Source organism: Pseudomonas sp. NFACC14, assembly GCF_900106885.1.
GTDB classification, from domain to species: Bacteria; Pseudomonadota; Gammaproteobacteria; order Pseudomonadales; family Pseudomonadaceae; genus Aquipseudomonas; species Aquipseudomonas fluorescens_AA.
The window spans coordinates 94,457-118,993 of the sequence record NZ_FNOA01000009.1 but is presented as its reverse complement, the minus strand read 5'-3'; the positions used below and the strand labels follow the sequence as shown (position 1 = coordinate 118,993).

The 24,537-nt window shown below is 61.0% G+C and carries 19 protein-coding genes and 1 pseudogene; 8 read left to right on the top strand and 12 right to left on the bottom strand.

Going from position 1 to position 24,537, the window contains the following annotated elements; translation table 11 throughout:
* Positions 1-52: 52 nt before the first annotated feature.
* Positions 53-952: a lipid A hydroxylase LpxO gene (lpxO, locus tag BLU85_RS15705; RefSeq protein WP_092200782.1), complete on the top strand. Its 900-nt coding sequence runs from the start codon at positions 53-55 to the stop codon at positions 950-952.
* Between the two features lie 127 nt (positions 953-1,079).
* Here the strand turns inward: lpxO and ligD are convergent, their stop codons facing one another.
* Together ligD and BLU85_RS15695 are read right to left on the bottom strand one after the other, a co-directional pair.
* Positions 1,080-3,068, bottom strand: a complete 1,989-nt coding sequence (ligD, locus tag BLU85_RS15700) for a DNA ligase D (protein WP_092200785.1) — start codon at positions 3,066-3,068, stop codon at positions 1,080-1,082.
* Positions 3,069-3,101: 33 nt separating this feature from the next.
* Positions 3,102-3,992 (bottom strand): non-homologous end joining protein Ku, encoded by an 891-nt coding sequence (locus BLU85_RS15695; RefSeq protein WP_092200788.1) that lies wholly within the window; start codon positions 3,990-3,992, stop codon positions 3,102-3,104.
* A 198-nt stretch (positions 3,993-4,190) separates the two neighbouring features.
* Here BLU85_RS15695 and BLU85_RS15690 point away from each other — a divergent pair, with 198 nt between their 5' ends.
* The 4 genes and pseudogenes from BLU85_RS15690 to BLU85_RS15675 all read left to right on the top strand — a co-directional run bounded on the left by BLU85_RS15690 (position 4,191) and on the right by BLU85_RS15675 (position 7,739).
* Positions 4,191-4,532, top strand: a complete 342-nt coding sequence (locus BLU85_RS15690; protein WP_092200792.1) for a hypothetical protein — start codon at positions 4,191-4,193, stop codon at positions 4,530-4,532.
* 47 nt (positions 4,533-4,579) lie between these two features.
* Complete coding sequence (locus BLU85_RS15685) at positions 4,580-5,728, top strand: PQQ-dependent sugar dehydrogenase (protein ID WP_092200795.1); 1,149 nt, start codon at positions 4,580-4,582, stop codon at positions 5,726-5,728.
* 342 nt (positions 5,729-6,070) lie between these two features.
* A pseudogene (ilvA, locus tag BLU85_RS15680) lies at positions 6,071-7,077 on the top strand (threonine ammonia-lyase, biosynthetic).
* A 380-nt stretch (positions 7,078-7,457) separates the two neighbouring features.
* Positions 7,458-7,739, top strand: a complete 282-nt coding sequence (locus BLU85_RS15675) for a DUF1652 domain-containing protein (protein ID WP_060742536.1) — start codon at positions 7,458-7,460, stop codon at positions 7,737-7,739.
* A gap of 83 nt (positions 7,740-7,822) precedes the next feature.
* Here the strand turns inward: BLU85_RS15675 and BLU85_RS15670 are convergent, their stop codons facing one another.
* The 10 genes from BLU85_RS15670 to BLU85_RS15625 form a co-directional block, all read right to left on the bottom strand.
* Complete coding sequence (locus tag BLU85_RS15670) at positions 7,823-8,761, bottom strand: carbohydrate kinase family protein (protein ID WP_092200797.1); 939 nt, start codon at positions 8,759-8,761, stop codon at positions 7,823-7,825.
* A 12-nt stretch (positions 8,762-8,773) separates the two neighbouring features.
* Positions 8,774-10,261: a xylulokinase gene (xylB, locus tag BLU85_RS15665; RefSeq protein ID WP_092200800.1), complete on the bottom strand. Its 1,488-nt coding sequence runs from the start codon at positions 10,259-10,261 to the stop codon at positions 8,774-8,776.
* A gap of 218 nt (positions 10,262-10,479) precedes the next feature.
* Complete coding sequence (locus tag BLU85_RS15660) at positions 10,480-11,961, bottom strand: mannitol dehydrogenase family protein (protein ID WP_092200803.1); 1,482 nt, start codon at positions 11,959-11,961, stop codon at positions 10,480-10,482.
* Positions 11,962-11,976: 15 nt separating this feature from the next.
* Positions 11,977-13,080 (bottom strand): ABC transporter ATP-binding protein, encoded by a 1,104-nt coding sequence (locus BLU85_RS15655; RefSeq protein WP_092200806.1) that lies wholly within the window; start codon positions 13,078-13,080, stop codon positions 11,977-11,979.
* A 138-nt stretch (positions 13,081-13,218) separates the two neighbouring features.
* Positions 13,219-14,049 carry a carbohydrate ABC transporter permease gene (locus BLU85_RS15650; RefSeq protein WP_092200809.1) on the bottom strand — a complete coding sequence of 277 codons (831 nt, stop codon included), beginning with the start codon at positions 14,047-14,049 and terminating at the stop codon, positions 13,219-13,221.
* 10 nt (positions 14,050-14,059) lie between these two features.
* A complete protein-coding gene (locus tag BLU85_RS15645; RefSeq protein WP_053184628.1) occupies positions 14,060-14,995 on the bottom strand; it encodes a carbohydrate ABC transporter permease in 936 nt (311 codons plus the stop codon).
* A 156-nt stretch (positions 14,996-15,151) separates the two neighbouring features.
* Entirely contained in the window at positions 15,152-16,462 is a 1,311-nt protein-coding gene (locus BLU85_RS15640; protein ID WP_092200812.1) for an ABC transporter substrate-binding protein, read from the bottom strand.
* A 212-nt stretch (positions 16,463-16,674) separates the two neighbouring features.
* On the bottom strand, positions 16,675-17,580 hold the full coding sequence (locus BLU85_RS15635; RefSeq protein WP_060742529.1) for an AraC family transcriptional regulator: 906 nt from the start codon (positions 17,578-17,580) through the stop codon (positions 16,675-16,677).
* Positions 17,581-17,650: 70 nt separating this feature from the next.
* The gene (locus BLU85_RS15630) at positions 17,651-18,943 is read right to left on the bottom strand and encodes a glycosyltransferase (protein WP_092200815.1); all 1,293 of its coding nucleotides are present in this window, start codon (positions 18,941-18,943) and stop codon (positions 17,651-17,653) included.
* Between the two features lie 78 nt (positions 18,944-19,021).
* Complete coding sequence (locus BLU85_RS15625; protein WP_081015440.1) at positions 19,022-19,402, bottom strand: response regulator; 381 nt, start codon at positions 19,400-19,402, stop codon at positions 19,022-19,024.
* 253 nt (positions 19,403-19,655) lie between these two features.
* Here BLU85_RS15625 and BLU85_RS15620 point away from each other — a divergent pair, with 253 nt between their 5' ends.
* From BLU85_RS15620 to BLU85_RS15610, 3 genes are read left to right on the top strand one after another with little or no spacing between them, the layout of a single operon-like run.
* Positions 19,656-23,138 (top strand): response regulator, encoded by a 3,483-nt coding sequence (locus BLU85_RS15620; protein WP_092200818.1) that lies wholly within the window; start codon positions 19,656-19,658, stop codon positions 23,136-23,138.
* Entirely contained in the window at positions 23,138-23,953 is an 816-nt protein-coding gene (locus tag BLU85_RS15615; RefSeq protein WP_092200821.1) for a CheR family methyltransferase, read from the top strand. Before BLU85_RS15620 ends, BLU85_RS15615 begins: the two co-directional genes overlap by 1 nt.
* Entirely contained in the window at positions 23,950-24,537 is a 588-nt protein-coding gene (locus tag BLU85_RS15610; protein ID WP_092200824.1) for a chemotaxis protein CheB, read from the top strand. Before BLU85_RS15615 ends, BLU85_RS15610 begins: the two co-directional genes overlap by 4 nt.

Here is a 24,537-nt window from a genome sequence, read left to right as displayed (position 1 = left end):
TTGGCTGGCCTGGAGACGCAACCTGTTCACTCCTGCATTGTGACGGACTTTCGTGAAGCTCATCATTGTCGCGATTTACCTCCTCTCCATTGGCTACGTTCACCTGCGCGGACGCGTGCGGCATAAGATCGGGCGCCAGTTGAGCGATCATTCGTCTTTTCTGGCGCCGATCAATTGCCTGCTTTACCTGTGCTCGAAACTGCCGAACAAGCCTTTCCTGAACCCGGCGCAGTTCCCCGACCTGAGCCCGTTGCAGGCCCATTGGGAAGAGATCCGGGCCGAAGGCCAGAGCCTGCTGCGCGCCGGGGAGATCAAGCGCTCGAATCAGTATGACGACGTGGGCTTCAATTCATTCTTCAAGACCGGTTGGAAGCGTTTCTACCTGAAGTGGTACGGCGACAGCCATCCCTCGGCCATGAAGCTGTGCCCGCGCACCACTGAACTGGTGCAAAGCATCGGCTCGATCAAGGCGGCGATGTTTGCCGAGTTGCCGCCGGGGTCGAAGCTGGTCCGCCACCGCGACCCTTACGCCGGGTCCTATCGGTATCACCTGGGCCTGGAAACGCCCAATGATGCTGGCTGTTACATCAATGTCGATGGCGAGCCTTATCATTGGCGTGATGGCGAAGCGGTGATTTTCGACGAAACGTTCATCCATTACGCCGAGAACGCCACCGCCCATAACCGCATCATCCTGTTCTGCGATGTGGAACGGCCGATGAGGTTTCGCTGGGCCACTGCCTTCAACCGCTGGTTCAGCCGTACCGTGATGGCGGCGGCCGGTGCGCCCAACGACGCGGGCGACAGGACGGGCGGCCTGAACCGGGCGTTCTCCAGGCTCTACAAGATCCGGTTGCAAGGCAAGGCCTTGAAGAAGCGCAACCGCACACTGTATTACCTGCAGAAGTGGGCCTTCTTCGGTGGGCTGTTAGCAGTTTTCGTCTGGATCTAAGTATGCGTCCCTGCGCGTAGGAGCTGGCGAAGCCTGCGATCTTTTGATCTTGATCTTTCGCTCTCGATTCAATGGGCTGTGGAAAGATCGCAGTCTCGCTTCGCTCGGCAGCGCCTACGAAGGGTGTTCAATCGTTGGGCTTTTGCGCATCCAGCTGCTCCCACATCCTGGCGGTAATCCGCTGGCGGTGGTTGTAGCCCTCCCAAGGATCGGCGCCCAAGCTTTTGGCCCGTTCCAGCGCGGTATACATGTCCCATTGCTGGGCATTGCGCAGGGTCGACAGCTCGGCCCGGGCAATCGGCACCGAGACCGGCAGGCCTGGCCTGGCACGTACCGAATAGGCGGCTACTGTGCTGGCTCCACGGGCGTTGCGCAGGTAATCGACGAATATTTTCCCGACGCGGTTCTTCGGTCCCATGGTGGCGGTGATGCGCTCGGGCATTTGCCGGGTCAGGAACTGAGAGATGGCTTTGGCGAACGCCTTGGTGGTGTCCCAGTCTTCATTTCTCGCCAATGGCACGATCACATGCATGCCTTTGCCACCGCTGGTCTTGAGGAAGGCCTGCAAGCCCAGCTCGTCGAGCACCGCCAAGGTCATGCGGGTCGCCTCGATCATGGCGCTCCAGGGCAGTGACGGGTCCGGGTCCAAGTCCAGGACAAACAGGTCAGGTGTCTCGATCCGATCATGGGTCGCGGCCCAGGTGTGCAATTCCACCGTGCCCATCTGCGCCGCGCCGACCAGCGCGTGGATATCATCGATCTCCATCAGGGCGGCATGGCCCGGGTCCAGTTGCGGATCCAGCTGCTTGATGTGGGGAATCTCCAGGCGATCGGCGTGTTTTTGAAAGAATAGTTCTTCGCCGATACCGTCCGGTGCCCGCAGCAGCGCTACCGGGCGCAACTTGAGGTGCGGCAGGATCCAAGGGGCGATGTCCAGGTAATACTGCGCCAGCTCGGCCTTTTGCACGCCGCTGACGCTATCGATGACCCGCTCGGGGTGGGTGATCGTTACCCCGTCGACTTTGGCGGTGCTGGCTTTTTTGCGACGCTGGGGTTTTGGCGTGGAGGGCTTTATCGGCAGGGGCTGCTCCCGAACCACTGTGCTGGCGAGCGTATGGGGCGGCAAGCCCAGAAAAATAGCTTGCCGCACCTGGTTATCGCGGGTCCACTCGGTGAATTCCACTTCACAGGTCAGGGTCGGCTCGACCCATTGCACGCCGCGTCCCTGGGTACCGTTGAGCGGCTCAGCCAGTGGCGAGGTCTCGCGCTGCTGGGTACACAGTTGCTCATGCAATTGCTTGATCTGTACCTGGCTGAACCCTGTGCCGACCCGGCCGGCATACACCAGCCCCGTTGCTCCGTTGACGGCCAGCAGCAGCGCGCCGAAACCGCTGCGCTTGCCTTGGGGGCGGGTGAACCCGACGATCACGAAGGCTTGGCGCAGGCGGCACTTGAGCTTTACCCAGTCGGCGCTTCGGCGGGACATATAAGGGCTGCCCAAGCGCTTGCCGACCACGCTGTCCAGTGAGAGCGCGATGGCGCTTTCGAACATGTCGTGTTGGCTGGCGGAAAACGACTCGGAAAAGCGCAGGCGCTTGCTGGCGTTGTTGCCGAGGGCTTTTTTCAGCGCCGCACGGCGCTCCTCCACCGGCGCCTGGCGCAGGTCGACGCCATTGAGAAAGGGCGCATCGAACAGGAAATACACCATGTCAACGGTGCGGCTGATTTCGAAGGCCTCGCGCAGGGCGGCGAAATCGCAGTGGCCCGTTTCATCGAGAAGGACCAGTTCGCCGTCCAGCCAACTGTCCCCCAGGCCCAACCCGGCCAGGGCGTCGGCATGCAGCTTCAGCCGATCGGTCCAATCCTGGTGATTGCGGTTGTATAAACGCACTTCACCGTGTTCGATGCGGGTCAGCAAGCGATAACCGTGGAACTGGACTTCATAGCGCCATTCACCGGTGGGTGGCTCGTCCACGGGCGTGGCCAGTTGCGGCGACAGACGCTCGGGCAGACGGGGGGCCGGGGCTGTCTTGCCCCCTCGGCCAGGGTTGCGGGGCGTCGTTGCGTCCGACTCGGCATTGGACAAACGAGCAGATTCACTCTCGGCGTTGGCCATGACAGATTCCCTTGTATTGCACACGCCAGGGTTTTAGCCCCGGGAGGCCTTGGTGGCTTTTTTGGCAGGAGCGGATTTACCGGTTTTCGCGGATTTTGCCGGGGGCTTGCCGGCGGATTTGTCGGTGCCCTTGCCCTTGCCGCCCAGGCTGCGCTTGAGCAACTCGGTCAGGTCGATGACATCGGCGGTCTTGCGTTGTTCTTCGCCCGGATCGGTCTCCACGGCTTCGAGGCGGCCTTCGTTGGCCTTTTTCTCCACCAGTTCCATGATCTTGTCTGCAAAACTGTCCCGGTATTCTTGCGGCTCCCAGTCGGCGCTCATGTCTTCCACAAGACGCTTGGCCATTTCCAGCTCGCCCTTGGCCAGGGTCGGATTCGTGACCTCGTCGCCCAATTCCAGGACATCCAGCTCGCGCACCTCCGCGGGCCAGCGCAGCATCACCAGCACCAGGGCCGATTCAAGGGGCATGAGGGCGGCCAGGTGCTGGCGGGTATGCAGCACGACGTAGGCCAGGGCTACCTTGTTGGTCTTGACCAGGGTTTCGCGCAGCAGGGCGTAGACTTTGCCGCCACGTTTGTCGGGGGCGAGAAAGTAGGGCGTGTCGATGTTTTGCAGGGGGATCTTCTCGCTGGCGACAAAAGAAAAGATATCGATGGTCTGGGTGGACTTGGGGTGGGCGGAGCGGATTTCCTCTTCGCTGAGCAGCACGTACTGGCCTTTCTGGTACTGGACGCCCTTGACAATGTTTTCCTTGTCCACTTCCTTGCCCGTAGCCTTGTTGACCCGCTTGTAGCCCACCGGGTCCATGCTGCGTTTATCCAGCCAGTCAAAATCCACACCCTGTGAAGAGGTGGCCGACACCAGCGCGACGGGGATGTGAACCAGCCCGAAACTGATTGCGCCTTTCCAGATTGCCCGAGCCATGGTGGTGTTTTCCTTGCCGGTGGATGTCTTTCTGGTGACCTTCGCGCCTCGGGAAAAGTTTCCATTGCGGGGCGAGCAAGCTTGCTCACACCGGTGTTTGGAGACGCTTCGTTACATCTTCACCGGGTTATTTCGCTTAACAAGGGCGAACCTGCGGCGTAGCGTGCTTTCGATATGCCTGAACCAAGAGGTGTCCCCATGAACAGGCTGATGCTCGTCATCATGACGCTATTACTGACTGCCGCTGCCCAGGCCGCCACGCCCAGCACAGGCCCAACGGTCCTGGCCCAAAACCTGCCGGGTAACGACAATCCCTATAACAGCCCGACGCGCCGGGCCAACCCCAATAGCATGCAGGGCACCCGGCCCAACGTGCCGACGATTCATCACAACCCGACAGTGCCGGTACCACGGCCACCGACCCTGGAAAATGGCGGCATTGGCAATGGCTATCCGCGTTCCGGCCAGCCGTCGGGTTCGCCGCGACCGACCATCGAGTCTCCTGCGCCACCGCGCAACAGCCAGAATGGCAACCGCTAGGCGCTGGTGTCCGTTGTTCTCTTTCAACACCGCAGAAGGAAATGTGCATGTTGCGTAAAACACTCCTGGCCGCATTCTGCGCCAGCGCTGTCCTGACCCTCGCCACCCCGGCCAGTGCCGCGCCAACCCAGTCATTCAAGAGCGAGGAGGGCACGCTGGAAGTGACCACCGTGGTCAAGGGGCTGGAGCACCCGTGGTCCGTTGCGTTCCTGCCTGGCCAACAGGGCATGCTGGTGACGGAGCGAGGGGGCAACCTGCGCGTGGTCAGCCCCGACGGCCAATTGTCCGCCCCCTTGAGCGGCGTGCCCGAAGTGTGGGCCAAGGGCCAGGGCGGCCTGCTGGATGTGGTGCTGTCGCCGGACTTCAAGCAGGATCGTACCGTCTATCTGTCTTATGCCGAGGCGGGCGCAGACGGCAAGGCCGGTACCGCCGTGGGGCGGGGGCAACTGGCCGAAGACCTCAAGAGCCTGAAGAACTTCGATGTGGTCTTCCGCCAGCAACCCAAGCTGTCCACGGGCAACCACTTTGGCTCGCGACTGGTCTTCGACCGCGACGGCTATCTGTTTATTACCCTGGGGGAAAACAACGACCGGCCCACCGCCCAGGACCTGGACAAACTGCAAGGCAAGATCGTGCGCATCTACCCAGATGGCAAGGTGCCCGACGACAACCCATTCGTCGGCCAGAAAGGCGTGCGTCCCGAGATCTGGTCCTACGGCATGCGTAACCCCCAGGGCGCCGCACTCAACCCTTGGAGTGGCACCCTCTGGGAGAACGAGCACGGGCCCCGGGGCGGCGATGAATTGAACATCATCGAGCGCGGCAAGAACTACGGTTGGCCACTGGCGACCCACGGCATCAACTACTCCGGCGCTCCGATTCCCGAGGCCCAGGGCAAGACCGTCGAAGGCGCCCTTGACCCTCACCACGTCTGGCAGGTCTCACCGGGGCTCAGCGGCATGGCGTTCTACGACCAGGGGCGCTTCAAGGCCTGGCAACACAGCGTGTTCATCGGTGCCTTGGTGTCGGGGGAACTGATCCGCCTGCAATTGCAAGGCGACAAGGTCGTCCATGAAGAGCGCCTGTTGGGCGAGCTCAAGGCGCGAATCCGGGATGTCCGCCAGGGCCCGGATGGGTATCTCTATGTGTTGACGGATGAGGACGACGGAGCCTTGTACAAAGTCGGCCTCAAATAATTGGAGAAAACTGTGGGAGCGAGCTTGCTCGCGATAGCGGTGCGTCAGTCAGCGCTCATGTTGGCTGACCCATAGCAATCGCGAGCAAGCTCGCTCCCACAGGTGATGCTGTTCACTTGAGGTCAATGCAGCGAATATCGGCTGGCACTTGATATTGCCCATTGACTTGCCGCCGCAGCACCGCTAATTTCCAGGCATGAACTCACCCGTATTGCGCAGCCAGCCAAGCATTATTACCGCCATTCCTTATTTGGCGGGCTAGCTGACGGCTGCACCGAACCCGCCCTCGAGGCGGGTTTTTTCTTTCTGTCTCCTGGGCTCCGAGCGAACCAGGAGATCGCCATGACCGCTGCCCACACCGAGCAAACCCTGCTTGAGCACTATGTAAAGAAAATCCTCGCCGCGCCGGTCTACGCATTGGCCGTACGCACGCCACTGCAAGCGGCGCCCGCGTTGTCCGAGGCCTTGGGCAACCGGATCCTGCTCAAGCGCGAAGACTTGCAACCGACTTTTTCCTTCAAGATCCGCGGTGCCTACAACAAGCTCGTGCACCTGACCCCGGAGCAGCGGGCACGGGGCGTCATCACCGCGTCAGCCGGCAATCACGCCCAGGGCGTCGCGCTGGCGGCACGGGAGCTGGGTATTTCGGCCAGCATCGTCATGCCCGTGACCACCCCGCAACTGAAGGTGCTAGGCGTGCGCAACCGCGGCGCCGAGGCGCTGCTGTACGGCGACAGTTTTCCGTTTGCCTTGGCCCATGCGCTGGAGTTGGCCGAGCAGACCGGGCGGGAGTTCGTCTCGCCATTCGACGATCCGGAGGTGATTGCCGGGCAAGGCACCGTCGCCATGGAAATCCTGCGCCAGCATCCCGGCCGGCTGGACGCGATTTTCGTTCCGGTCGGAGGCGGGGGGTTGATCGCCGGGATCGCGGCCTACGTCAAATACCTGCGCCCCGAAGTTCGCATCATTGGCTCGAGTCGCAGCACTCTGCCTGTCTCCAGGCTGCAATGATCGCCGGGGAGCGAGTGACCTTGCCCGAGGTGGGAACCTTCGCCGACGGCGTGGCCGTGGCGCAGATCGGCGCCCATGGCCTGGATATCTGCCGTTTCTGTGTCGATGAGGTGATGACCGTGAGCAACGACCAACTGTGCGCCGCGATCAAGGACATCTATGACGACACCCGTTCGATCACCGAACCGTCGGGGGCCTTGGCGGTGGCGGGCATCAAGCAATACGTGGCGAACACGGGCGCGCGAGGCGAGACCTTGGTCGCGATCGATTCGGGTGCCAACATCAATTTCGACAGTTTGGGCCATGTGGCGGAGCGGGCGGCGGCGGGAGCTCTTTGAGTTTTTTACGCCACGTCACACTTTTTTTATAGCAGGCGACGGATGCCCACTTTCTTCTTCGCAATAGGGACTAATCTAGGTTGCGAACAGGATAAAAGTGATTGCAGTTTGCATGGAAAAAACAGCCTTTCCTTGCACTTTGCACGAGCCCTCTGGCGCGGGACGAAGCTAAGCGCTTGATTCATATCAATCCGGAAGGTCGTCAATACAGGCATATTTTTTGCGGGATGGTTCAGGAGTTCGCTTGACGAACTTGTTAACTGAAAATGCCAAGAAAGAGAACGGCACGGTATTCATAGTCCCAGTCCGCAGGGAAGAAAACGGACGAAGGTACCGCCGTCGTGAACATAAATTGGCCGCCTCAACAGGAGAGAGTCGCCATGTTTTTATCTGCCCTCGAAATGCGAAACATCATTGAAAGCAGCTTGCTGCCCAAGCGCTCGCAATGCACGTTGTCACCTGAGCTGACGATGACGATCAAGATCTTCGATGACCACAGGACCGACCATGTGGCCTTGCTCAAAACGAATATCGATGCCAGGAAACTCACCGGGTGCCGAGCCATCAACGACCTGATTGCCGAGTTGCGTACGGAGCTTGACCACAACCCCGCCGCAGGCAATCACTTTCATCAGCAACACCATCGAATGACCGGGCGCTGATACGGCCTTGTCATTTTCCTCTGACGCTCGGGTCCGGTGATGTCCGAACCCGGCGTCCAGCTTTTCAGTTGTAACGCGCAAATTCAGGCCAGTTGCTGCCGATAGGGCAGGTCCGGCCCGGTTTTGCCGCACGTCAGTGCTGCGGCGCGAATGGCGAACTCAAGCATGGTGCTGACCTGCTCGCGGGTCAGTGTATGCAAGCCCTCGATCGAATCCAATTGTTGTTCGGTCAGCCACGCAATCAGCGCGGCCTGGAAGGTGTCGCCTGCACCCACGGTGTCGGCGATCTTCACCGGGCATGCTGGCAGCGACCATGTGCCGTGCTGGCGACTGAAGACCGTCGCCCCCTGGCCGCCACGGGTCAGGAAGACCATTTGGCAACGGTGCTTCAACCAACCTTCGATGACCGCCTGGGGCTCGATTGCTGGGTAGAGCAGGCCCAGGTCCTCGTCACTGACCTTGATCAGGTCGGCATATTGCACCAGTGTCGCGATCCGCGAACGCCATAGTTCGATGTCCGGCTGAGGGTTGAGCCGCACGTTCGGGTCGAGACTGATCAGGCGCCGGCCGCTTTCCCGTTGCACCAGGGCCAGGAGCGTGTCGGCAATGGGCTGGACCACCAGCGAGAACGAGCCGACATGCAAGCCACGCACTTCAGGACCCAGTTCCGGTAAATGGGCCAGGCTCGGTTGCCGGTCGGCACACCCTTCGCCGCGAAAGCTGTAGTGGGGCGACCCATCGGCGCCTACGGCGACCATCGCCAGGGTGGTCGGCGCGTCGAAGTCCAGCAGGTATCGGGTGCTGACCCCTTCGTTGAGCAGCACCTGCTGCAAGCGACGGCCCAGGTAGTCGGTGGACAATCCGGTGAACAGCGCCGATTCAATACCCAGGCGGCGCAACCCCACCGCCACATTGAACGGCGAGCCACCGGCAATCGCCTTGTAGTTCACCTGCGAGGCAGGGCCATCCGCCTCGGTTTCACTGAAAAAATCAAACAGCGCTTCACCACACACCAGATACATAATTGCCCGCTCTCAAAGGGTTGCGACGTGTTGTCGATAACGTTCATAGGCCTGCTGGGACGCCGTGACATGGGCGGTGACTGGCCGGGTTTCGCTGGCCGGGTCGAGCTTGACGCAGCGCTCGCACAGTTCGGCGAGGCTGTCTTGCGCGCCTGAATGGCACCACGCCGCCTGGATCGCCGCACCCAACGCAGCCGCTTCGCTTTGTTCGGTGCAAATGACTGTGGTGTCCATGATGTCGGCGACGATCTGCCGCCACACCGGGCTCTTCGAGCCTCCACCGATCAGGCGAATGCTCTGGGCCTTGAGCCCGTTGGCCCGCAACAGGTCCAAGCCATAGCGCAAACCGAAGGTCGTGCCTTCGACTACGGCGCGGCACAGGTTGGCCCGGGTCAGGTTGGTGGTGGTCAGGCCCAGCAGGCTAGCGGTGGCATGGGGCAGGGCAGGTACCCGCTCGCCGTTGAGGAACGGCAGCATGCAGACACCCTCGGCACCAATCGGGGCCTGGACGACCAGGGCGTTGAAGGCGTCGATGTCCAGGTCCAGCAGCTCGCGAATCGCCCCGGTGGCGTTGGTCAGGTTCATGGTACAAATCAATGGCAGCCAGCCACCGCTGGAGGAGCAGAACGTTGCCACTGATGGTTGCGGGCTGATCGCGGGTTCGGCGGCATAGGCATAGACCGTGCCGGAGGAACCGAGACTCATGGTGATCACGCCGGGCTGGATGTTGCCGGTGCCAATGGCGCCCATCATGTTGTCGCCGCCACCACTGGCCACCACCGCGTCGGGGTTGATGCCCAGGTGCGCGGCAATAGCCGGCAGGATGCGTCCGACCGGCTGATGGGCCTCGATCAGCTCCGGCAGCGCCGCTTGCAAACGTGCGCTGGGGTCGATGTGTTGCAACAATTGCACGTCCCATTGGCGGGTGCGCACGTTGAAATAGCCGGTCCCCGAGGCATCGCCATATTCGCTGCAATGGCGGCCGGTGAGCCAGTAGTTGAGGAAGTCGTGGGGCAGCAGGACGCTGGCGATGCGTTCGAATACCTGGGGATGCTGCTCCCGCGTCCAGAGCAGTTTGGAAACCGTGTAGCCCGGCGCGATCACCACGCCGAGGCGTTCGAGGCTGCCGTCTTCACCGCCCAGGTACGCCAGGAGCCGATCGTTTTCCGGCGTCGTCTCGGTGTCGCACCACAGCTTGGCCGGGCGCAAGACCTGGCCCTGGTCGTCAAGCAGTACCAAGCCATGCTGCTGGCCGGACACGCCGATGCCGAGGATCGCCTGGCCATCGACCCCGGCGGCGGCCAACGCCTGATGAGTCGCCTGGGTGAATGCATCGAGCCATTGCCGGGTGTCTTGTTCACGACGACCGTTGGCCCCGCTGATCATGCTGTGGGCAGCGGCGCCCTGGCCAAGTACCTGGCCGCTGATCGCATCCAGGATCAGCGCCTTGGTGCCTTGGGTGCCACAGTCGATGCCCAGGAACAGTTGTTGGTTTGCCATAGAAATCCTTGATATCAATGAACCGTCAGCACAGAACTGTTTGGGCCGGGACATGGTGGAGCCTGTGGCGAGGGGATTTATCCCCGCTGGGCTGCGAAGCAGCCCTGACACTGACGACTCGGTGTGTCAGATTCACTGAGTTGTTCGTGTCTTGAAGACGCTTCGCGTCCCAGCGGGGATAAATCCCCTCGCCACAAAAAGCGACCGCATCCGCAGGCTTATTCTGCGTCAGCCAATACCCGCTCAAGTGTTCGTGTTACCCCGTGCTCGCGCAAGCTGTTGCAGCACCATTCGAATGCTGCCACGAACTCCGGCGAGCGGGGGATCGCCGTGCCAAAGATTTCTTCCACCTCCAGCATCCGCTGGGTCACCAGCGCGTCGTCGGCCACCAATGCCTGGCAGAACGCTGCCCGTGGGTCCGGGATCGAATACGTCACGCCGTTCTCGTCCACGCCCTTCAGGTACACGGCCCAGGCCGCCACGACCAGTGCCGCACGGCGGGTTTCGCCGCCATCGGCAATCAAGCGGTTGATGGTCGGGACGGTGAATTTTGGAAACTTCGACGAGCCGTCCGAACAGACCCGCTCCAACTGATCGGCAATCGCCTGGTTGGAAAAGCGTTCCACCAGGGTGTTCTTGTAGGCGGTCAGGTCGATGCCCGGTACCGGTGCCAGTTGGGGCGTCACGTCCAGGTCCATGTAGGCGCGTATGTAACGCACGAACAGCGGGTCGTTCATGGTTTCGTGGACGAAGCGATAACCCTTGAGAAAGCCCAGGTAGGTCAACGCCAGGTGACTGCCGTTGAGCAACTTGATTTTCATCTCTTCATAGGGAGAAACGTCATCGGTAAACTGTACGCCGACCTTTTCCCAGGCCGGGCGACCGTTGACGAATTTATCTTCCAGCACCCACTGCACGAACGGTTCGCAGACCACCGGCCAAGCGTCGTCGATGCCATGTTCGTCATGCAGTTGCAGGCGATGGGCGACGCTGGTCATGGGCGTGATGCGATCGACCATGGCGTTGGGGAAGCTGACATTGCGGTCGATCCACTGCCCCAACTCCGCGTCGCGCAACGCGGCGAAGGCCAGCAACGCCTTGCGGGTCACGGCGCCGTTGTGGGGCAGGTTATCGCAAGACATCAACGTGAACGCCGGGATACCGGCCGCGCGACGCTTGGCCAGGGCGGCGCAGAGAAAGCCGAAGACGGTTTTCGGTGCTTCGGGATGGGTCAGGTCGTGCTGGATCTGCGGCAGATGGGCCATGAATTCGCCATTGCTGTCGTCGATGCAGTAGCCACCTTCGGTAATGGTCAGCGAAACGATGCCGATCTGCGGCTCGGCCAGCTTGTCGATCAGCGCCTGGGCGCCATCTTCGGCCAGCAACATGTCATTGATCGCGCCAATCACCCGGACTTCGGTGTCATCGGTATCGCCCAGCTCGTACAGGGTGAACAGGTAATCCTGGCTGGCCAAGTCATCCCGGGCGCGGCGATCCTCGGTCCGCAGGCCCACGCCGCAGATGGCCCAGTCCAGGTCGGCACCGGTGTTCATCAGCGCATCGGTGTAGTAGGCCTGGTGAGCCCGGTGGAAACCGCCGACACCGATATGGGCGATGCCCTGGCGGATGTCGCCCAAGGGGTAGGCGGGCAGGGCTACGTCGGGGTTGAGGTTGTGCAGGTTTTGTCGGTTGAGTTTCATCGCAATTCTCGGCAATCAGGCGGCGGCGCGCAGCGCGCGGCTCACCGCCACGCCCTCGGCATCGAATAAGTGGCAGTGTTCGGCGTCCAGGTGCAGGCTCAGTTGCTCGCCGAAACGGCTCGCCAGGTCGCCGCGAACCCGCATGGTCAAGGCTTCGCCGGATGTCGTGACGACGTGACAGAAGGTGTCGCTGCCCAGTCGCTCGCTGACGTCGGCGGTGACTTGCAACGTGCAATCGCCCGGTTGCGCCAGGTTCAGGTGTTCCGGACGAATCCCCAGGGTCACCGCGCCGCCGACGCTCAGGCTGGCACCGCTGCGCGGCAGGTTGATACGCGTGCCGGCGTCCAGCAGCACCTCACAGCCCTGGCTGTCCAGGGCGGTGACCTTGCCTTTGAGGAAGCCCATTTTCGGCGTGCCGAGGAACCCGGCGACAAACAGGTTGGCAGGCTGGTGATACAGCTCCAGCGGTGAGCCGACCTGTTCGATGCGCCCGCCATTGAGCACTACCACCTTATCGGCCAGGGTCATGGCTTCGACCTGGTCGTGAGTCACATAGATCATGGTCGCCTGCAGCTCCTTGTGCAGGCGTGCCAGTTCCAGGCGCATCTGCACCCGCAGGGCGGCGTCGAGGTTGGACAGCGGTTCGTCGAACAGGAAGATTTTCGGGTTGCGCACGATGGCCCGACCGATCGCCACGCGCTGGCGCTGGCCGCCGGACAGTTGCTTGGGCTTGCGCTCGAGCATCGGCCCCAGTTCGAGGATGCGCGCCGCTTCGTTGACCTTCTTCTCGACTTCGGCCTTGGGCACACCGGCCAGGTCGAGGGCGAAGGACATGTTCTTGCGCACGCTCATGTGCGGATACAAGGCGTAGGTCTGGAACACCATGGCCAGGTCGCGCTTGGCCGGGCTGACTTCGGTAATGTCCCGGCCATCCAGTTCGATGGTGCCGTCGCTGACTTCTTCCAGACCGGCGATCAGCCGCAGCAGCGTGGATTTGCCACAGCCCGACGGGCCGACGAAGACCACGAACTCGCGGTCGTTCACCTCAAGGTCGATGCCCTTGATGATGGAGAAGCCTTCGAAACCCTTTTGCAAATTCTTGATTTTCAGGTTGGCCATGATGATGGGCCTCCACTTGTCATTTATTCAGTTGACTGGGAAAGATCGCAGCCTCGTTGCACTCGACAGCTCCTACAGGGCTCGTGAAGGCTGTGGGCTGTGTGTAGGAGCTGGCGAAGCCTGCGATCTTTTGACGGTTCATTTCACCGCGCCGAAGGACAAACCGCGCACCAGCTGTTTCTGGCTGATCCAGCCAAAGATCAGGATCGGCGCGCAGGCCAGGGTCGAGACGGCCGACAATTTGGCCCAGAACAAACCTTCCGGGCTGGAATAGGAAGCGATCAATGCCGTCAGGGGCGCGGCCTTGGAGGAGGTGAGGTTCAGCGACCAGAACGCCTCGTTCCAGCACAGGATCAGCGACAGCAGCACGGTGGACGCCAGGCCGCCCTTGGCAATCGGCAGCAGCACGCGGACCATTTCCTGCCAGAGCGTGGCGCCATCCAGGCGCGCGGCCTCGAGGATGTCGCGGGGAATGTCCTTGAAGTAGGTGTAAATCATCCAGACCACGATGGGCAGGTTGATCAGCGTGTAGATGACGATCAACGCGACACGCGTGTCCAGCAGGCCAAATTGCTTGGCCAGCAGGTAGATCGGCATCAGCACGCCCACCGGTGGCAGCATTTTGGTGGAGAGCATCCACAACAACGTGCCTTTGGTGCGCTGGGTTTCATAGAACGCCATGGAGTAGGCCGCCGGTACCGCGATCAGCAGGCAAAGGGCGGTGGCGCTGAAGGAAATCACCACGGAGTTCCAGGCGAAGCTGAAGTAGTTGCTGCGCTCGTTGATGTGCAGGTAGTTCTCCAGGGTCGGCGTGAAGATGAACTGCGGCGGCGTGGCGAACGCGTCGATTTCAGTCTTGAAGCTGGTCAGCACCATCCAGAAAATCGGGAAAAAGATCAGGATCGCGATGGCCCAGGCCAGCGTGCCCAGCAGCAGGCTTTGCAGGCGACGGGATTGTTGAAGAGTCATGGCGACGGCCTCAATGCTTGTCGGTGAGGTTTTTGCCGATCATCCGGACGAGGATGATGGCGGCGATGTTGGCAATGACCACGGCAATCAGGCCACCGGCCGAAGCCATGCCGACGTCGAACTGCACCAGCGCCTGGTTGTAGATCAGGTAGGCAAGGTTGGTGGAGGCATAGCCGGGGCCACCGTTGGTGGTGGTGAAGATCTCGGCGAACACCGACAGCAGGAAGATGGTTTCGATCATCAGCACCACGGCAATCGGGCGGGCCAGGTGCGGCAGGGTCAGGTGCCAGAAGATCGCGATCGGGCCGGCGCCATCCAGGCGGGCGGCTTCTTTCTGTTCCTGGTCCAGTGACTGCATGGCGGTCATCAGGATCAGAATCGCAAAGGGTAGCCATTGCCAGCTCACGATGATGATGATCGACAGCAGCGGGTAATGGGCCAGCCAGTCCACCGGCTGGGCGCCGAACAGCTTCCACACCGAGGCGAGGATGCCCGAGACCGGGTGGAAGATCAGGTTCTTCCAGATCAGCGCACCGACGGTGGGCATGATGAAGAACGGCGAGATCAGCAGCACGCGGACGATGCCGCGACCGAAAAACTCACTGGCCTCCAGCAGCGCGCTGATCAATACCCCGAGGACGATACTGATCAACAGCACGCTGCCCACCAGCAACAAGGTATTGGTGGCGCCGGGCATGAAACCCGAGTCGGTCAGGAAATAGGTGAAGTTCTCCAGCCCTACGAATTCGTTTTCGCCGGGGTAGAGCAGGTTGTAGCGGATCATCGAGAAGTAGACGGTCATGCCCAGCGGCACGATCATCCACAGCAGCAACAAGGCCACCGAAGGGCTGACCAGGAACCAGCCGGGGTTGGCCAGGCGGATCTTGCGCGCCGGCGGCGGGGCAATCTCGATGGGGGCTTTGGCGGTTGTAGTTGAGCTATTCATGGCATTGAACCGATTTTTGCGGGCCTATGAAGATCCACTGTGGGAGCGAGCTTGCTCGCGATGGCGTCGTGTCAGTCCCCGTGATATTGGCCGGGAGGCCCTCATCGCGAGCGAGCTCGCTCCCACAGGTATCGGGAGCGGGCCTCATTGAGCTGACTACTTGGGATACCCAGCGCGTTTCATCTCGCGTTCGGTGGTGGACTGCGCGGCGGTCAACGCCTGGTCCACGGTCTGCTGGCCGGTCAGCGCGCCCGAAAAGAACTTGCCCACCTGGGTGCCGATGGCCTGGAATTCGGGAATGGTCACCAGCTGGATACCGATGTAGGGCACCGGCTTGAGGGTTGGCGCTTTCGGATCGGCGACTTTCAACGATTCCAGGGTCACCTTGGCAAACGGCGCGGCCTTCATGTACTCGTCGCTGTAGGTCGAGGTGCGGGTACCTGGCGGTACGTTGGCAATGCCGTCGGTCTTGGCGACCAATTGGCTGTACTCCTTGGACGTCGCCCAAGTGGTAAAGACCGTGGCGGCTTCCTTGGCTTTGGAGCTGGTCGGGATGGCCAGCGACCAGGAGTACATCCACGAGGTGCCTTTGTCGGTTTTTTCGTGGGGAGCGAAGGTGAATCCAACGTGATCGGATACCTTGCTCTGGGTCTTGTCGGTGACGAACGAGCCGGCGACGCTGGCATCCACCCAGATCGCGCATTTGCCGCTGTTGAACAGCGCCAGGTTTTCGTTGAAACCGTTGCTGGAGGCACCCGGCGGGCCGGATTTCTTCATGTTGTCGACATAGAAGTTGAGTGCGTCTTTCCACTCGGGGCCATTGAATTGCGGTTGCCACTTCTCGTCGAACCAGCGCGCGCCATAACCGTTGGCCAGGGTGGTGATGAGCGCCATGTTCTCGCCCCAACCGGCCTTGCCCCGCAGGCACAGGCCATATTGCTCCTTGGATTTGTCGGTGAGTTTCTCCGCGAACTCACCGATCTGGGTCCAGGTCGGGTGTTCGGGCATGGTCAGCCCGGCGTCCTTGAACAGGTCCGTGCGGTAATAGGTGATCGAGCTTTCGGCGTAGAACGGCAGGGCGTATAGCGAGCCTTTGACCGACAAACCATCACGCACGGAAGGGAAAACGTCGTCCAGGTCGTAGGAGGCCGGCAAATCCTTCATCGGCTCCAGCCAACCCTTGGCGCCCCAGAGTGCAGCTTCGTACATGCCAATGGTCAGCACGTCGAACTGTCCGCCTTGGGTGGCGATGTCGGTGGTCAGGCGCTGGCGCAGGACGTTTTCTTCGAGCACCACCCAGTTGAGCTTGATGTCCGGGTGCTCGGCCTCGAAGGTTTTCGAGAGCTTTTGCATGCGGATCATGTCGCTGTTGTTGACAGTGGCAATGGTGAGGGTCTGTGCGCCGAAGCTGACGCTACTGAGGGTCATGCAGGTGGAGACAAGCAGAGCTTTTACCGAAGGTTTCATCGCGCACTCCTTTTCCGCGCCCGAAAGCTGCGGAAGGACAGTTATTGTTTTTGTGTCTTCCGGATGAAGGGAAGAATGTGCGCTGATTACAGCCTTCAATGGACGGTGTGACAAATCATCCGTCGCACTTGTACTGATACTTTTTTGCACTCAAGAAAATTTCTGGTGGGGAGTTCATCTGTGGCGAGGGGATAAATCCCCTCGCCACAGGGTCAGCCCTGGTTCTGCTCGGTCAACCGCTGCACCGCCAGCCGCCGGTAGTGGGAAGGCGTCATGCCCTTGAGCTGCTGGAAGCGCCGATTGAAATTGGAGATGTTGTTGAAGCCGGACTCAAAACACACGTCCGTCACCGGTTTGTCGCCGTCGGCCAGCAATTCGCAGGATTTGCTGATGCGCAGGCGATTGACGAATTCGATGAAGCAGCGGCCAGTGGCCTGTTTGAACACCCGGCTGAAGTAGGTGGGTTTCATGCCCAGGTGTTCGGCGACTTCTTCCAGGGGCAGCTCCCGGGCGTAATGGGCAAAGATGTAGTCCACCGCGCGGTTGGTGCGGTCGATGCTGTGTTCGTCCGCCGTTTGCGGGGCGGTCGCGCCGGACAGCAGTTGGTAGTCATCCGTGGCGGCCAGCAGCTCCATCAGGATGAAAAAGTGCCCCAGGCGGCTCATGCCCTGGGAATCGGCGATGCGCTGCATCAGGCTCATGGCCTGGCGGATGGTGCGCTTGCAACGGAACTCGATGCCGTATTGGGCGCGTTCGAGCAGCGGTGCGACCGTCTTGAGTTCGGCGAATACCTGGTGGCCGCTTTCGAACAACTCGTCGGTGAAGTTCACCAACATGTCGCGCTTGGGCACCACTTCGTCCTCGGCCACCTGGCTGATCCAGTTGTGGGGCAGGTTGGGTCCGGTGAGAAACAGCGACTGGGGGTAGAAGTTGCCGATGTAGTCGCCAATGAACACCTTGCCGGAACTGGCGACGATCAGGTGCAGCTCGTATTCCTTGTGGAAATGCCAGCGCACCAGCGGGCAGGGAAAGCCGTGCTGGCGGTAGATGATGGACAGCCCGTTATGGTCGTCCATCAACTCGTAGGAGGGGTCGGTGACTCTGGCTGTTCGGGTCATGGGCCTGGCGCTTTTATTGTTATCGCCACTGGATAATGCCCCCTTCGCCAGGCAGGTGCCACCCTGGTGTCTAACCGTTGCGGTTTTTTTCTTCGATCCATTGGGACATGTATTGGGTGCTTTTGTGCTGGTGGTGACGCAGCATGCTGCCGGTGAAATTGTCCCGGCGTCGTTGTGCCAGGTCCGCTCGGCAGGCGTTGATGCTGTCGATCAGCGCCGGTCCATGCACCTGTTGCCGGTAGCGGCTCGCCAGCAGCGCCAGGCCTGCGTGCTGGGCCTGGGTCCAGCGCGCCTGGTCGCTATACAACTGCACCGCCGCGCCGGCGATGCCTTCGGCGCTCTGGGCAATCGATCCGGGCCAGGGCATGTCGCCGTGCATGGCTTCGGCTCCCACGGGCGTGGTGACGTTTGGGGTGCCGCAGAGCATGGCGTCGATCAGCTTGCCCTTGATCCCGGCGCCGAAACGCAACGGCGCCAGGCAGATGCGCGCCGCCGACATGACCTGCAAGGCGTCCTCGGCCCAGTTCATGATGTGAAAGCCCTGGGCCGGATTGTGCAGTGCGGCGGCCTTGGGCGGGGTATAGGCGCCGTACAGGTGCAGTTGCGCGCCGGGCAATTGCTGGCGGATCAGCGGCCAGATGGCGTTTTTCATCCAGAGCACGGCGTCCCAGTTCGGCGCGTGGCGAAAGTTGCCGATACTCAGGAAATGCGCCCGGTCCTCGAACGGTACCGACGGTTCACCGGGCAGGTCCAGCATCAACGGGCACCAGTGCAGCAGGTTGCGGGGCAGCTTGAAGTGCTCCACCAGCAGTTCGATTTCAACCTCGGACACCATCAGGTTGAGGTCGCAGCGGTACAGGGCGGCGATTTCCCGCTTGGCCAGGTCGGTGTCGGCCATCCGTTGGAATTCCTCGCCCAGGGCCGGGGCGAAGAGGTCGCTGAAGTCCTCGCTCGCCTCATCGCGCTTCAGGCGCTCTTTCAGACGTTGATGCCGGGCGTGACGCAGGCTTTGCAGGTCGGAGGTTTCCAGCACCCGCAGGGCGCCGGGGCAGTGCTTTTCGACGCGCCAGCCGAACTGTTCTTCCATCATGAACTGGTCGAACAGCACGATGTCCGGCGCAAGTGTCTGGATGAACGCGTCGAAGCTGCTGTTATTGAGTTCGATGGGCACTTCGCGGATACCCAGCGCGACCAGGTCCGCGCGCTGCTCGCCCGGGCCGGCCGGGCTGCTGAAGGTGATGTCCCAGCCTTGGCCGAGGAAGGTGTCGAGGATCTGCATGACGTGCCCACTGGCAGCCGATGAGCGCGGCTCGGGCCAGACATAGCCGATAACCAGGACTTTGGTGGCAGTGGGGTGATGCATGGGCTGGGGGTTCCTCGGAGCGAATCAGGCGCCATCGGCGCGCGGGGGCGCCGATAGTGACCAAGAATACGATCCGGCTCAAGCAAGAATGCTTTTGACCTTGTCCCGCAATTGATCGATGGAGAAGGGTTTGCCGATCACCGACATGCCTTCAGGCACATCGATGCTTTCGGCATATCCGCTGGCAAACAGCACCGGCAGCTGTGGCCGCTCGAGTCGAGCCTGCTTGGCCAATTCGCGTCCGTCCATTACCGGCAGGCCGACGTCGGTCATCATCAGGGCGATGTCCTGTTGGTGGTCGCGCAAAAAACTCAGCGCCTGCTCACAACCGTCCGCCTCCAGCACCTGGTACTCCAGTTCCTCCAGCACGTCGACGATCAACATCCGCACGATGTCATCGTCTTCGACTACCAGGATGGTGGGCTGGGTGGCGGCAGGGGTGGTGGGCATAGTCGACATTCTCGAAAGATGGGAGCGGGAGGGGCACGAAAAAAAATGGCCTCATTCATGAGTAAGTGCCAAGGCGGCACAAGTTCCCTGGGTTGTACAAGAAAGGATCTATAGTACAAGAGCTGACAAGGATAGTCGCTTCCCTGCTACAAGACGGATTGTCGTGGGATTTGCTTCTTTGACTTTGTCAGAAAATGTGGATCCAAGCGCGGTTTTTCGGGCAAACTCCACCGATTTCAACTGTCCACCAAGGCCCCTTTCCATGACTCCTTCGTCTTCGGTCGACGAGCAAAGCTTTCGCAAGCTCCTGAGCCGCAATATCAGCCTGCCGTTGGGCATGGGCGCCCTCAGCGCGGTGTTTTTCATCATCCTCATCACGTACCTGCTGTCGGTGATCCAGTGGGTCGGCCATACCGACAGGGTGATCAATAACGCCAACGAAGCGTTCAAGCTGAGTGTGGACCTGGAAACCGGCATGCGCGGTTTCCTGTTGAGTGGTGACGAGCACTTCCTCGACCCCTATGAGGTGGCCAAGCCAAGGATTGCCGTGGCGTTGGACACATTGCTGGAATTGACAGCCGACAACCCCGTCCAGACCGACCGTCTGCACAAGATCCAAGCGCTCCAGACGGAGTGGGCCAATTACGCCCAAAGCATGATCGACCTGCAACGCAGCAGCGGCGATTACCGGGGGGCGTTGAAGGCCGGGCGCGGCAAGCGCCTGACCGACGAAATCCGTCAGTCCTTCGAAGAAGTCGTCGAGACCGAGCAACAATTGCGTGCGGCGCGCAACCAGGATGTGCGCACCACGACCGTCTGGAGCATTGTCCTTTACCTGTTGTTCGTCGCAGCGGTCAGCGGGCTCCTGGCCTACGTCGGTCGCCGGGATCTGTTGAGTCTGTCCAAAAGCTACAGCGCCAGCCTGAAAGTCCAGCAACGCAGCGCTTTGCACTTGGAGAAGCAGGCCTGGCTGCGAAGCGGCCAGACGCAACTGGCCGAGCAAGTCCTGGGACAACTGTCGTTGAACCTGTTGGGCCGCAACATCCTGCAGTTCTGTGCGAAGTACCTGGGCGTCGCTGTCGCTGCGCTTTATGCGCGGGAAGAAAGTGGTGTCTTGAGGCGTGTCGCCACCTACGGCCTGTCACGGGAGGATGAAGAACAACAGCAGGTGATCGTCGCCGGCGAAGGCATCGTTGGCCAGGCCGCGCAGCAGGGGCGTCTTATCCGTCTGGACGACGTACCGGACGATTACCTGAAAGTCAGCTCCGGATTGGGGCAAGGCCTGCCCAACAGCGTGCTGGTGGTGCCCACCAGTGACGATGACCGGATCAATGGTGTCATCGAACTGGGTTTCCTGCGGCCACTGACCGAGCGTGACATCGAGTTGCTGGAGCTGATCGCCGGCAATATCGGCACCTCCATCGAAGCCGCCCGTTATCGCCAGCGTCTGCAGGAAGTACTGGCCGAAACCCAGCAGTTGAACGAAGAGCTGCAAGTCCAGCAGGAAGAACTCAAGACCGCCAACGAAGAGCTGGAAGAACAGTCGCGCATCCTCAAGGAATCCCAGGTCCACCTGGAAGCCCAGCAACAGGAACTGGAGCAGACCAACGAGCAATTGGCCGAGCAGCGCGACGCCATGGACCAGAAGAACAGCGAATTGAACCTGGCCCAGATCCAGTTGCAGGAGCGCGCCGAAGAGCTGCAGCGCTCGAGCAAGTACAAGTCCGAGTTCCTGGCCAATATGTCCCACGAGTTGCGCACGCCGCTCAACAGCTCGCTGATCCTGTCCAAGCTGCTGGCAGAGAACCCGCAGCACAACCTCAGTGAGGAGCAGGTCAAGTTTGCCGAGTCGATCTACTCCGCCGGCAACGACCTGCTGAACCTGATCAACGACATTCTCGACATCTCCAAGGTCGAGGCCGGAAAGCTGGAAGTGCGTCCGGAAAACACCAGCGTGCAGCGCCTGGTGGAAGGGTTGCAGGATATGTTCAAGCCGTTGGCTGCTGACAAGGACCTGAATTTCGAGGTCCAGGTGCTGCCAGATGCGCCGGCGATGCTCTACACCGACCGCCAGCGCCTGGAGCAGGTGATCAAGAACCTGCTGTCCAACGCCGTGAAATTCACCGAGCAAGGTTCCGTCAGCCTGTCCGTGGCCGGCCAGCCAGGCTCGGGCATCGCGTTCATCGTACGGGACTCCGGGATCGGCATCGCCGTCGATCAACAGCAAAGTATTTTCGAAGCGTTCCGCCAGGCCGATGGCACCACCAACCGTCGCTACGGCGGCACCGGCCTGGGATTGTCGATTTCCCGGGACCTGGCCATGTTGCTGGGCGGCTCGATTTCGGTCTCCAGCGAGCCGGGGCAGGGCAGTGTGTTTACGCTGGTAATGCCTGAGCGTTATGTCGAACCCGGTGACACGCCGATAACGCCGATGACCTTCACCCCGACGGCCACCGCGCCGGCGCCTGTCGCGCCCAAAGCCGCACCGGCGCCGCTGGTCGCTGACGTGGACACGTCGATTGCGCGGTTCGCCGACGACCGCGACAAGGCGCCGTTCGACACCCGGTGCATCCTGGTGATCGAAGACGAGCCCAAGTTTGCCCGGATTCTGTTCGACCTCGCTCACGAGCTCGGTTACCAGTGCCTGGTGGCCCACGGTGCCGACGAAGGCTTCGACCTGGCTTTGCAACTGGCCCCCGACGCGATCCTGCTGGACATGCGCCTGCCGGACCATTCCGGGCTGACGGTGTTGCAGCGACTCAAGGAGCAGGCCGAAACCCGGCACATCCCGGTGCACGTGATTTCCGTCGAAGACCGTGTTGAAGCCGCCATGCACATGGGCGCCATCGGCTATGCCGTCAAGCCGACCACCCGTGAAGAACTCAAGGACGTGTTCGCGCGCCTGGAGGCCAAGCTGACCCAGAAGGTCAAGCGGGTGCTGCTGGTGGAAGACGATGATCTGCAGCGCGACAGTATTACCCGCCTGATCGGCGACGATGACATAGAGATCACCGCCGTTGGCTTGGCCCAGCAGGCCCTGGACCTGCTGCGGACCAATGTCTACGACTGCATGATCATCGACCTGAAGTTGCCGGACATGCTCGGCAATGACCTGCTCAAGCGCATGTCCAGCGAAGACATCTGTTCCTTTCCGCCGGTGATCGTCTACACCGGGCGCAACCTGACACGGGACGAAGAAGCCGAACTGCGCAAATATTCACGCTCGATCATCATCAAGGGCGCCCGTTCGCCAGAGCGCCTGCTGGACGAGGTGACACTCTTTCTGCACAAAGTCGAATCCCGGTTGTCCCATGAACGACAGCGGATGCTCAAGACCGCCCGCAGCCGCGACAAGGTGTTCGAAGGCCGCAAGGTGCTGTTGGTGGACGACGACGTACGCAACATCTTTGCCCTGACCAGCGCCCTGGAGGCAAAGGGGGCGATCGTGGTCATTGGGCGTAATGGCTTGGAGGCGATCGATCGCCTGAATGAATTCGACGACATCGACCTGGTGCTGATGGATGTGATGATGCCGGAGATGGACGGTTTCGAAGCCACCACGCTGATCCGCAAGGATCCGCGCTGGCGCAAGCTGCCTATCATCGCCGTGACGGCCAAGGCCATGAAGGACGATCAGGAACGCTGCCTGGCGGCGGGTTCCAATGATTACCTGGCCAAGCCGATCGATCTGGATCGTCTGTTCTCGCTGATTCGCGTGTGGTTGCCGAATATGGAAAGAATTTAGTGGAACGTGACACTGACATTGAACTTCGTTTGTTGATCGAAGCGATTTACCTCAAGTACAGCTACGATTTTCGCGATTATTCCGGCGCCTCCATCAAGCGCCGGGTCCACCATGCGTTGAGCCAGTTCGAGTGCAAGACCATCTCGGCCTTGCAGGAGCGCGTGCTGCACGACCCGGGTGCATTCATGCAGTTGCTGCAACTGCTGACGATCCCCGTCAGCGAAATGTTTCGCGACCCTTCGCATTTCCTGGCGATCCGCGAGGAAGTCGTGCCGCTGCTCAGGACGTACCCTTCGATCAAAATCTGGATCGCCGGTTGCAGCACGGGGGAGGAGGTCTACTCCATGGCGATCCTGCTGCGAGAAGAAGGCCTGCTGGACCGCACATTGATCTACGCCACCGATATCAATCCGCGCTCGTTGGAAAAAGCCAAACAGGGTATTTTCTCCCTGGAAAACGTGCGCACCTATACGCAGAACTACCAGAGCGCTGGAGGACGGCGATCGTTTGCCGATTACTACACCGCCGCCTACGATTATGCGATGTTCGATAAAAGCCTGTGCGAGAACGTGACCTTTGCCGATCACAGCCTGGCGACCGACAGTGTTTTTTCAGAAACACAATTAATTTCATGCCGTAATGTATTGATATACTTCAATAAAAAACTGCAAGATCGTGCGTTTGGACTGTTCCATGAGTCCCTTTGCCACCGTGGTTTCCTGGTATTGGGCAGCAAGGAGACCTTGGATTTTTCGGCTTACGGTCATCGATTCGAGCCGTTGGTCAAACAGGAACGGATCTATCGCAAGCTATGAACCAGACGAAGGACAGATCCAACCCGCCCATCGAGGCCATTGTCGTCGGTGCATCGGCCGGCGGCGTCGAAGCGTTGCTCAGGGTATTCGGACACCTGCGCCAAGGTTTCGGCCTGCCCATCCTGGCGGTACTGCATTTGCCGGATGAGCGCGACAGCCAACTGGCCTCCGTGCTCGGCCATCGCCTGGCGGTGCCGGTAGAGGAAGCCCGGGACAAGCAGGACATCGCACCGGGCACCTTGTACGTCGCCACGCCCGGCTATCACCTGTCGGTCGAGGCCGACCGTTGCCTGTCGTTGAGCCTGGAGGAACCCGTACATCATTCGCGACCGTCCATCGACGTGCTGTTCGAGTCGGCCGCCGATGTCTACGGCGAGAAGTTGCTGGCCGTGGTGTTGACCGGCGCCAATAGCGATGGCGCCCGGGGCCTGGCGAAGGTCAGGGCGCTGGGCGGAATCACCGTGGTCCAGGACCCCGCTGAAGCCCAGGTCGCCACCATGCCCGAAGCGGCGCTGGCCCTGCATGAGCCCGACCATATCCTTACTTTGCAAGGCATCGGCCAATTACTGGCCGGGCTGGAATGA

Bases quoted from the DNA above. Each gene is read 5' to 3' on its own strand.
- ligD (WP_092200785.1), bottom strand. From the start codon at position 3,068: ATGGCCAACGCCGAGAGTGAATCTGCTCGTTTGTCCAATGCCGAGTCG.
- BLU85_RS15695 (WP_092200788.1), bottom strand. From the start codon at position 3,992: ATGGCTCGGGCAATCTGGAAAGGCGCAATCAGTTTCGGGCTGGTTCAC.
- BLU85_RS15690 (WP_092200792.1), top strand. From the start codon at position 4,191: ATGAACAGGCTGATGCTCGTCATCATGACGCTATTACTGACTGCCGCT.
- BLU85_RS15685 (WP_092200795.1), top strand. From the start codon at position 4,580: ATGTTGCGTAAAACACTCCTGGCCGCATTCTGCGCCAGCGCTGTCCTG.
- BLU85_RS15675 (WP_060742536.1), top strand. From the start codon at position 7,458: ATGTTTTTATCTGCCCTCGAAATGCGAAACATCATTGAAAGCAGCTTG.
- BLU85_RS15670 (WP_092200797.1), bottom strand. From the start codon at position 8,761: ATGTATCTGGTGTGTGGTGAAGCGCTGTTTGATTTTTTCAGTGAAACC.
- xylB (WP_092200800.1), bottom strand. From the start codon at position 10,261: ATGGCAAACCAACAACTGTTCCTGGGCATCGACTGTGGCACCCAAGGC.
- BLU85_RS15660 (WP_092200803.1), bottom strand. From the start codon at position 11,961: ATGAAACTCAACCGACAAAACCTGCACAACCTCAACCCCGACGTAGCC.
- BLU85_RS15655 (WP_092200806.1), bottom strand. From the start codon at position 13,080: ATGGCCAACCTGAAAATCAAGAATTTGCAAAAGGGTTTCGAAGGCTTC.
- BLU85_RS15650 (WP_092200809.1), bottom strand. From the start codon at position 14,049: ATGACTCTTCAACAATCCCGTCGCCTGCAAAGCCTGCTGCTGGGCACG.
- BLU85_RS15645 (WP_053184628.1), bottom strand. From the start codon at position 14,995: ATGAATAGCTCAACTACAACCGCCAAAGCCCCCATCGAGATTGCCCCG.
- BLU85_RS15640 (WP_092200812.1), bottom strand. From the start codon at position 16,462: ATGAAACCTTCGGTAAAAGCTCTGCTTGTCTCCACCTGCATGACCCTC.
- BLU85_RS15635 (WP_060742529.1), bottom strand. From the start codon at position 17,580: ATGACCCGAACAGCCAGAGTCACCGACCCCTCCTACGAGTTGATGGAC.
- BLU85_RS15630 (WP_092200815.1), bottom strand. From the start codon at position 18,943: ATGCATCACCCCACTGCCACCAAAGTCCTGGTTATCGGCTATGTCTGG.
- BLU85_RS15625 (WP_081015440.1), bottom strand. From the start codon at position 19,402: ATGTCGACTATGCCCACCACCCCTGCCGCCACCCAGCCCACCATCCTG.
- BLU85_RS15620 (WP_092200818.1), top strand. From the start codon at position 19,656: ATGACTCCTTCGTCTTCGGTCGACGAGCAAAGCTTTCGCAAGCTCCTG.
- BLU85_RS15610 (WP_092200824.1), top strand. From the start codon at position 23,950: ATGAACCAGACGAAGGACAGATCCAACCCGCCCATCGAGGCCATTGTC.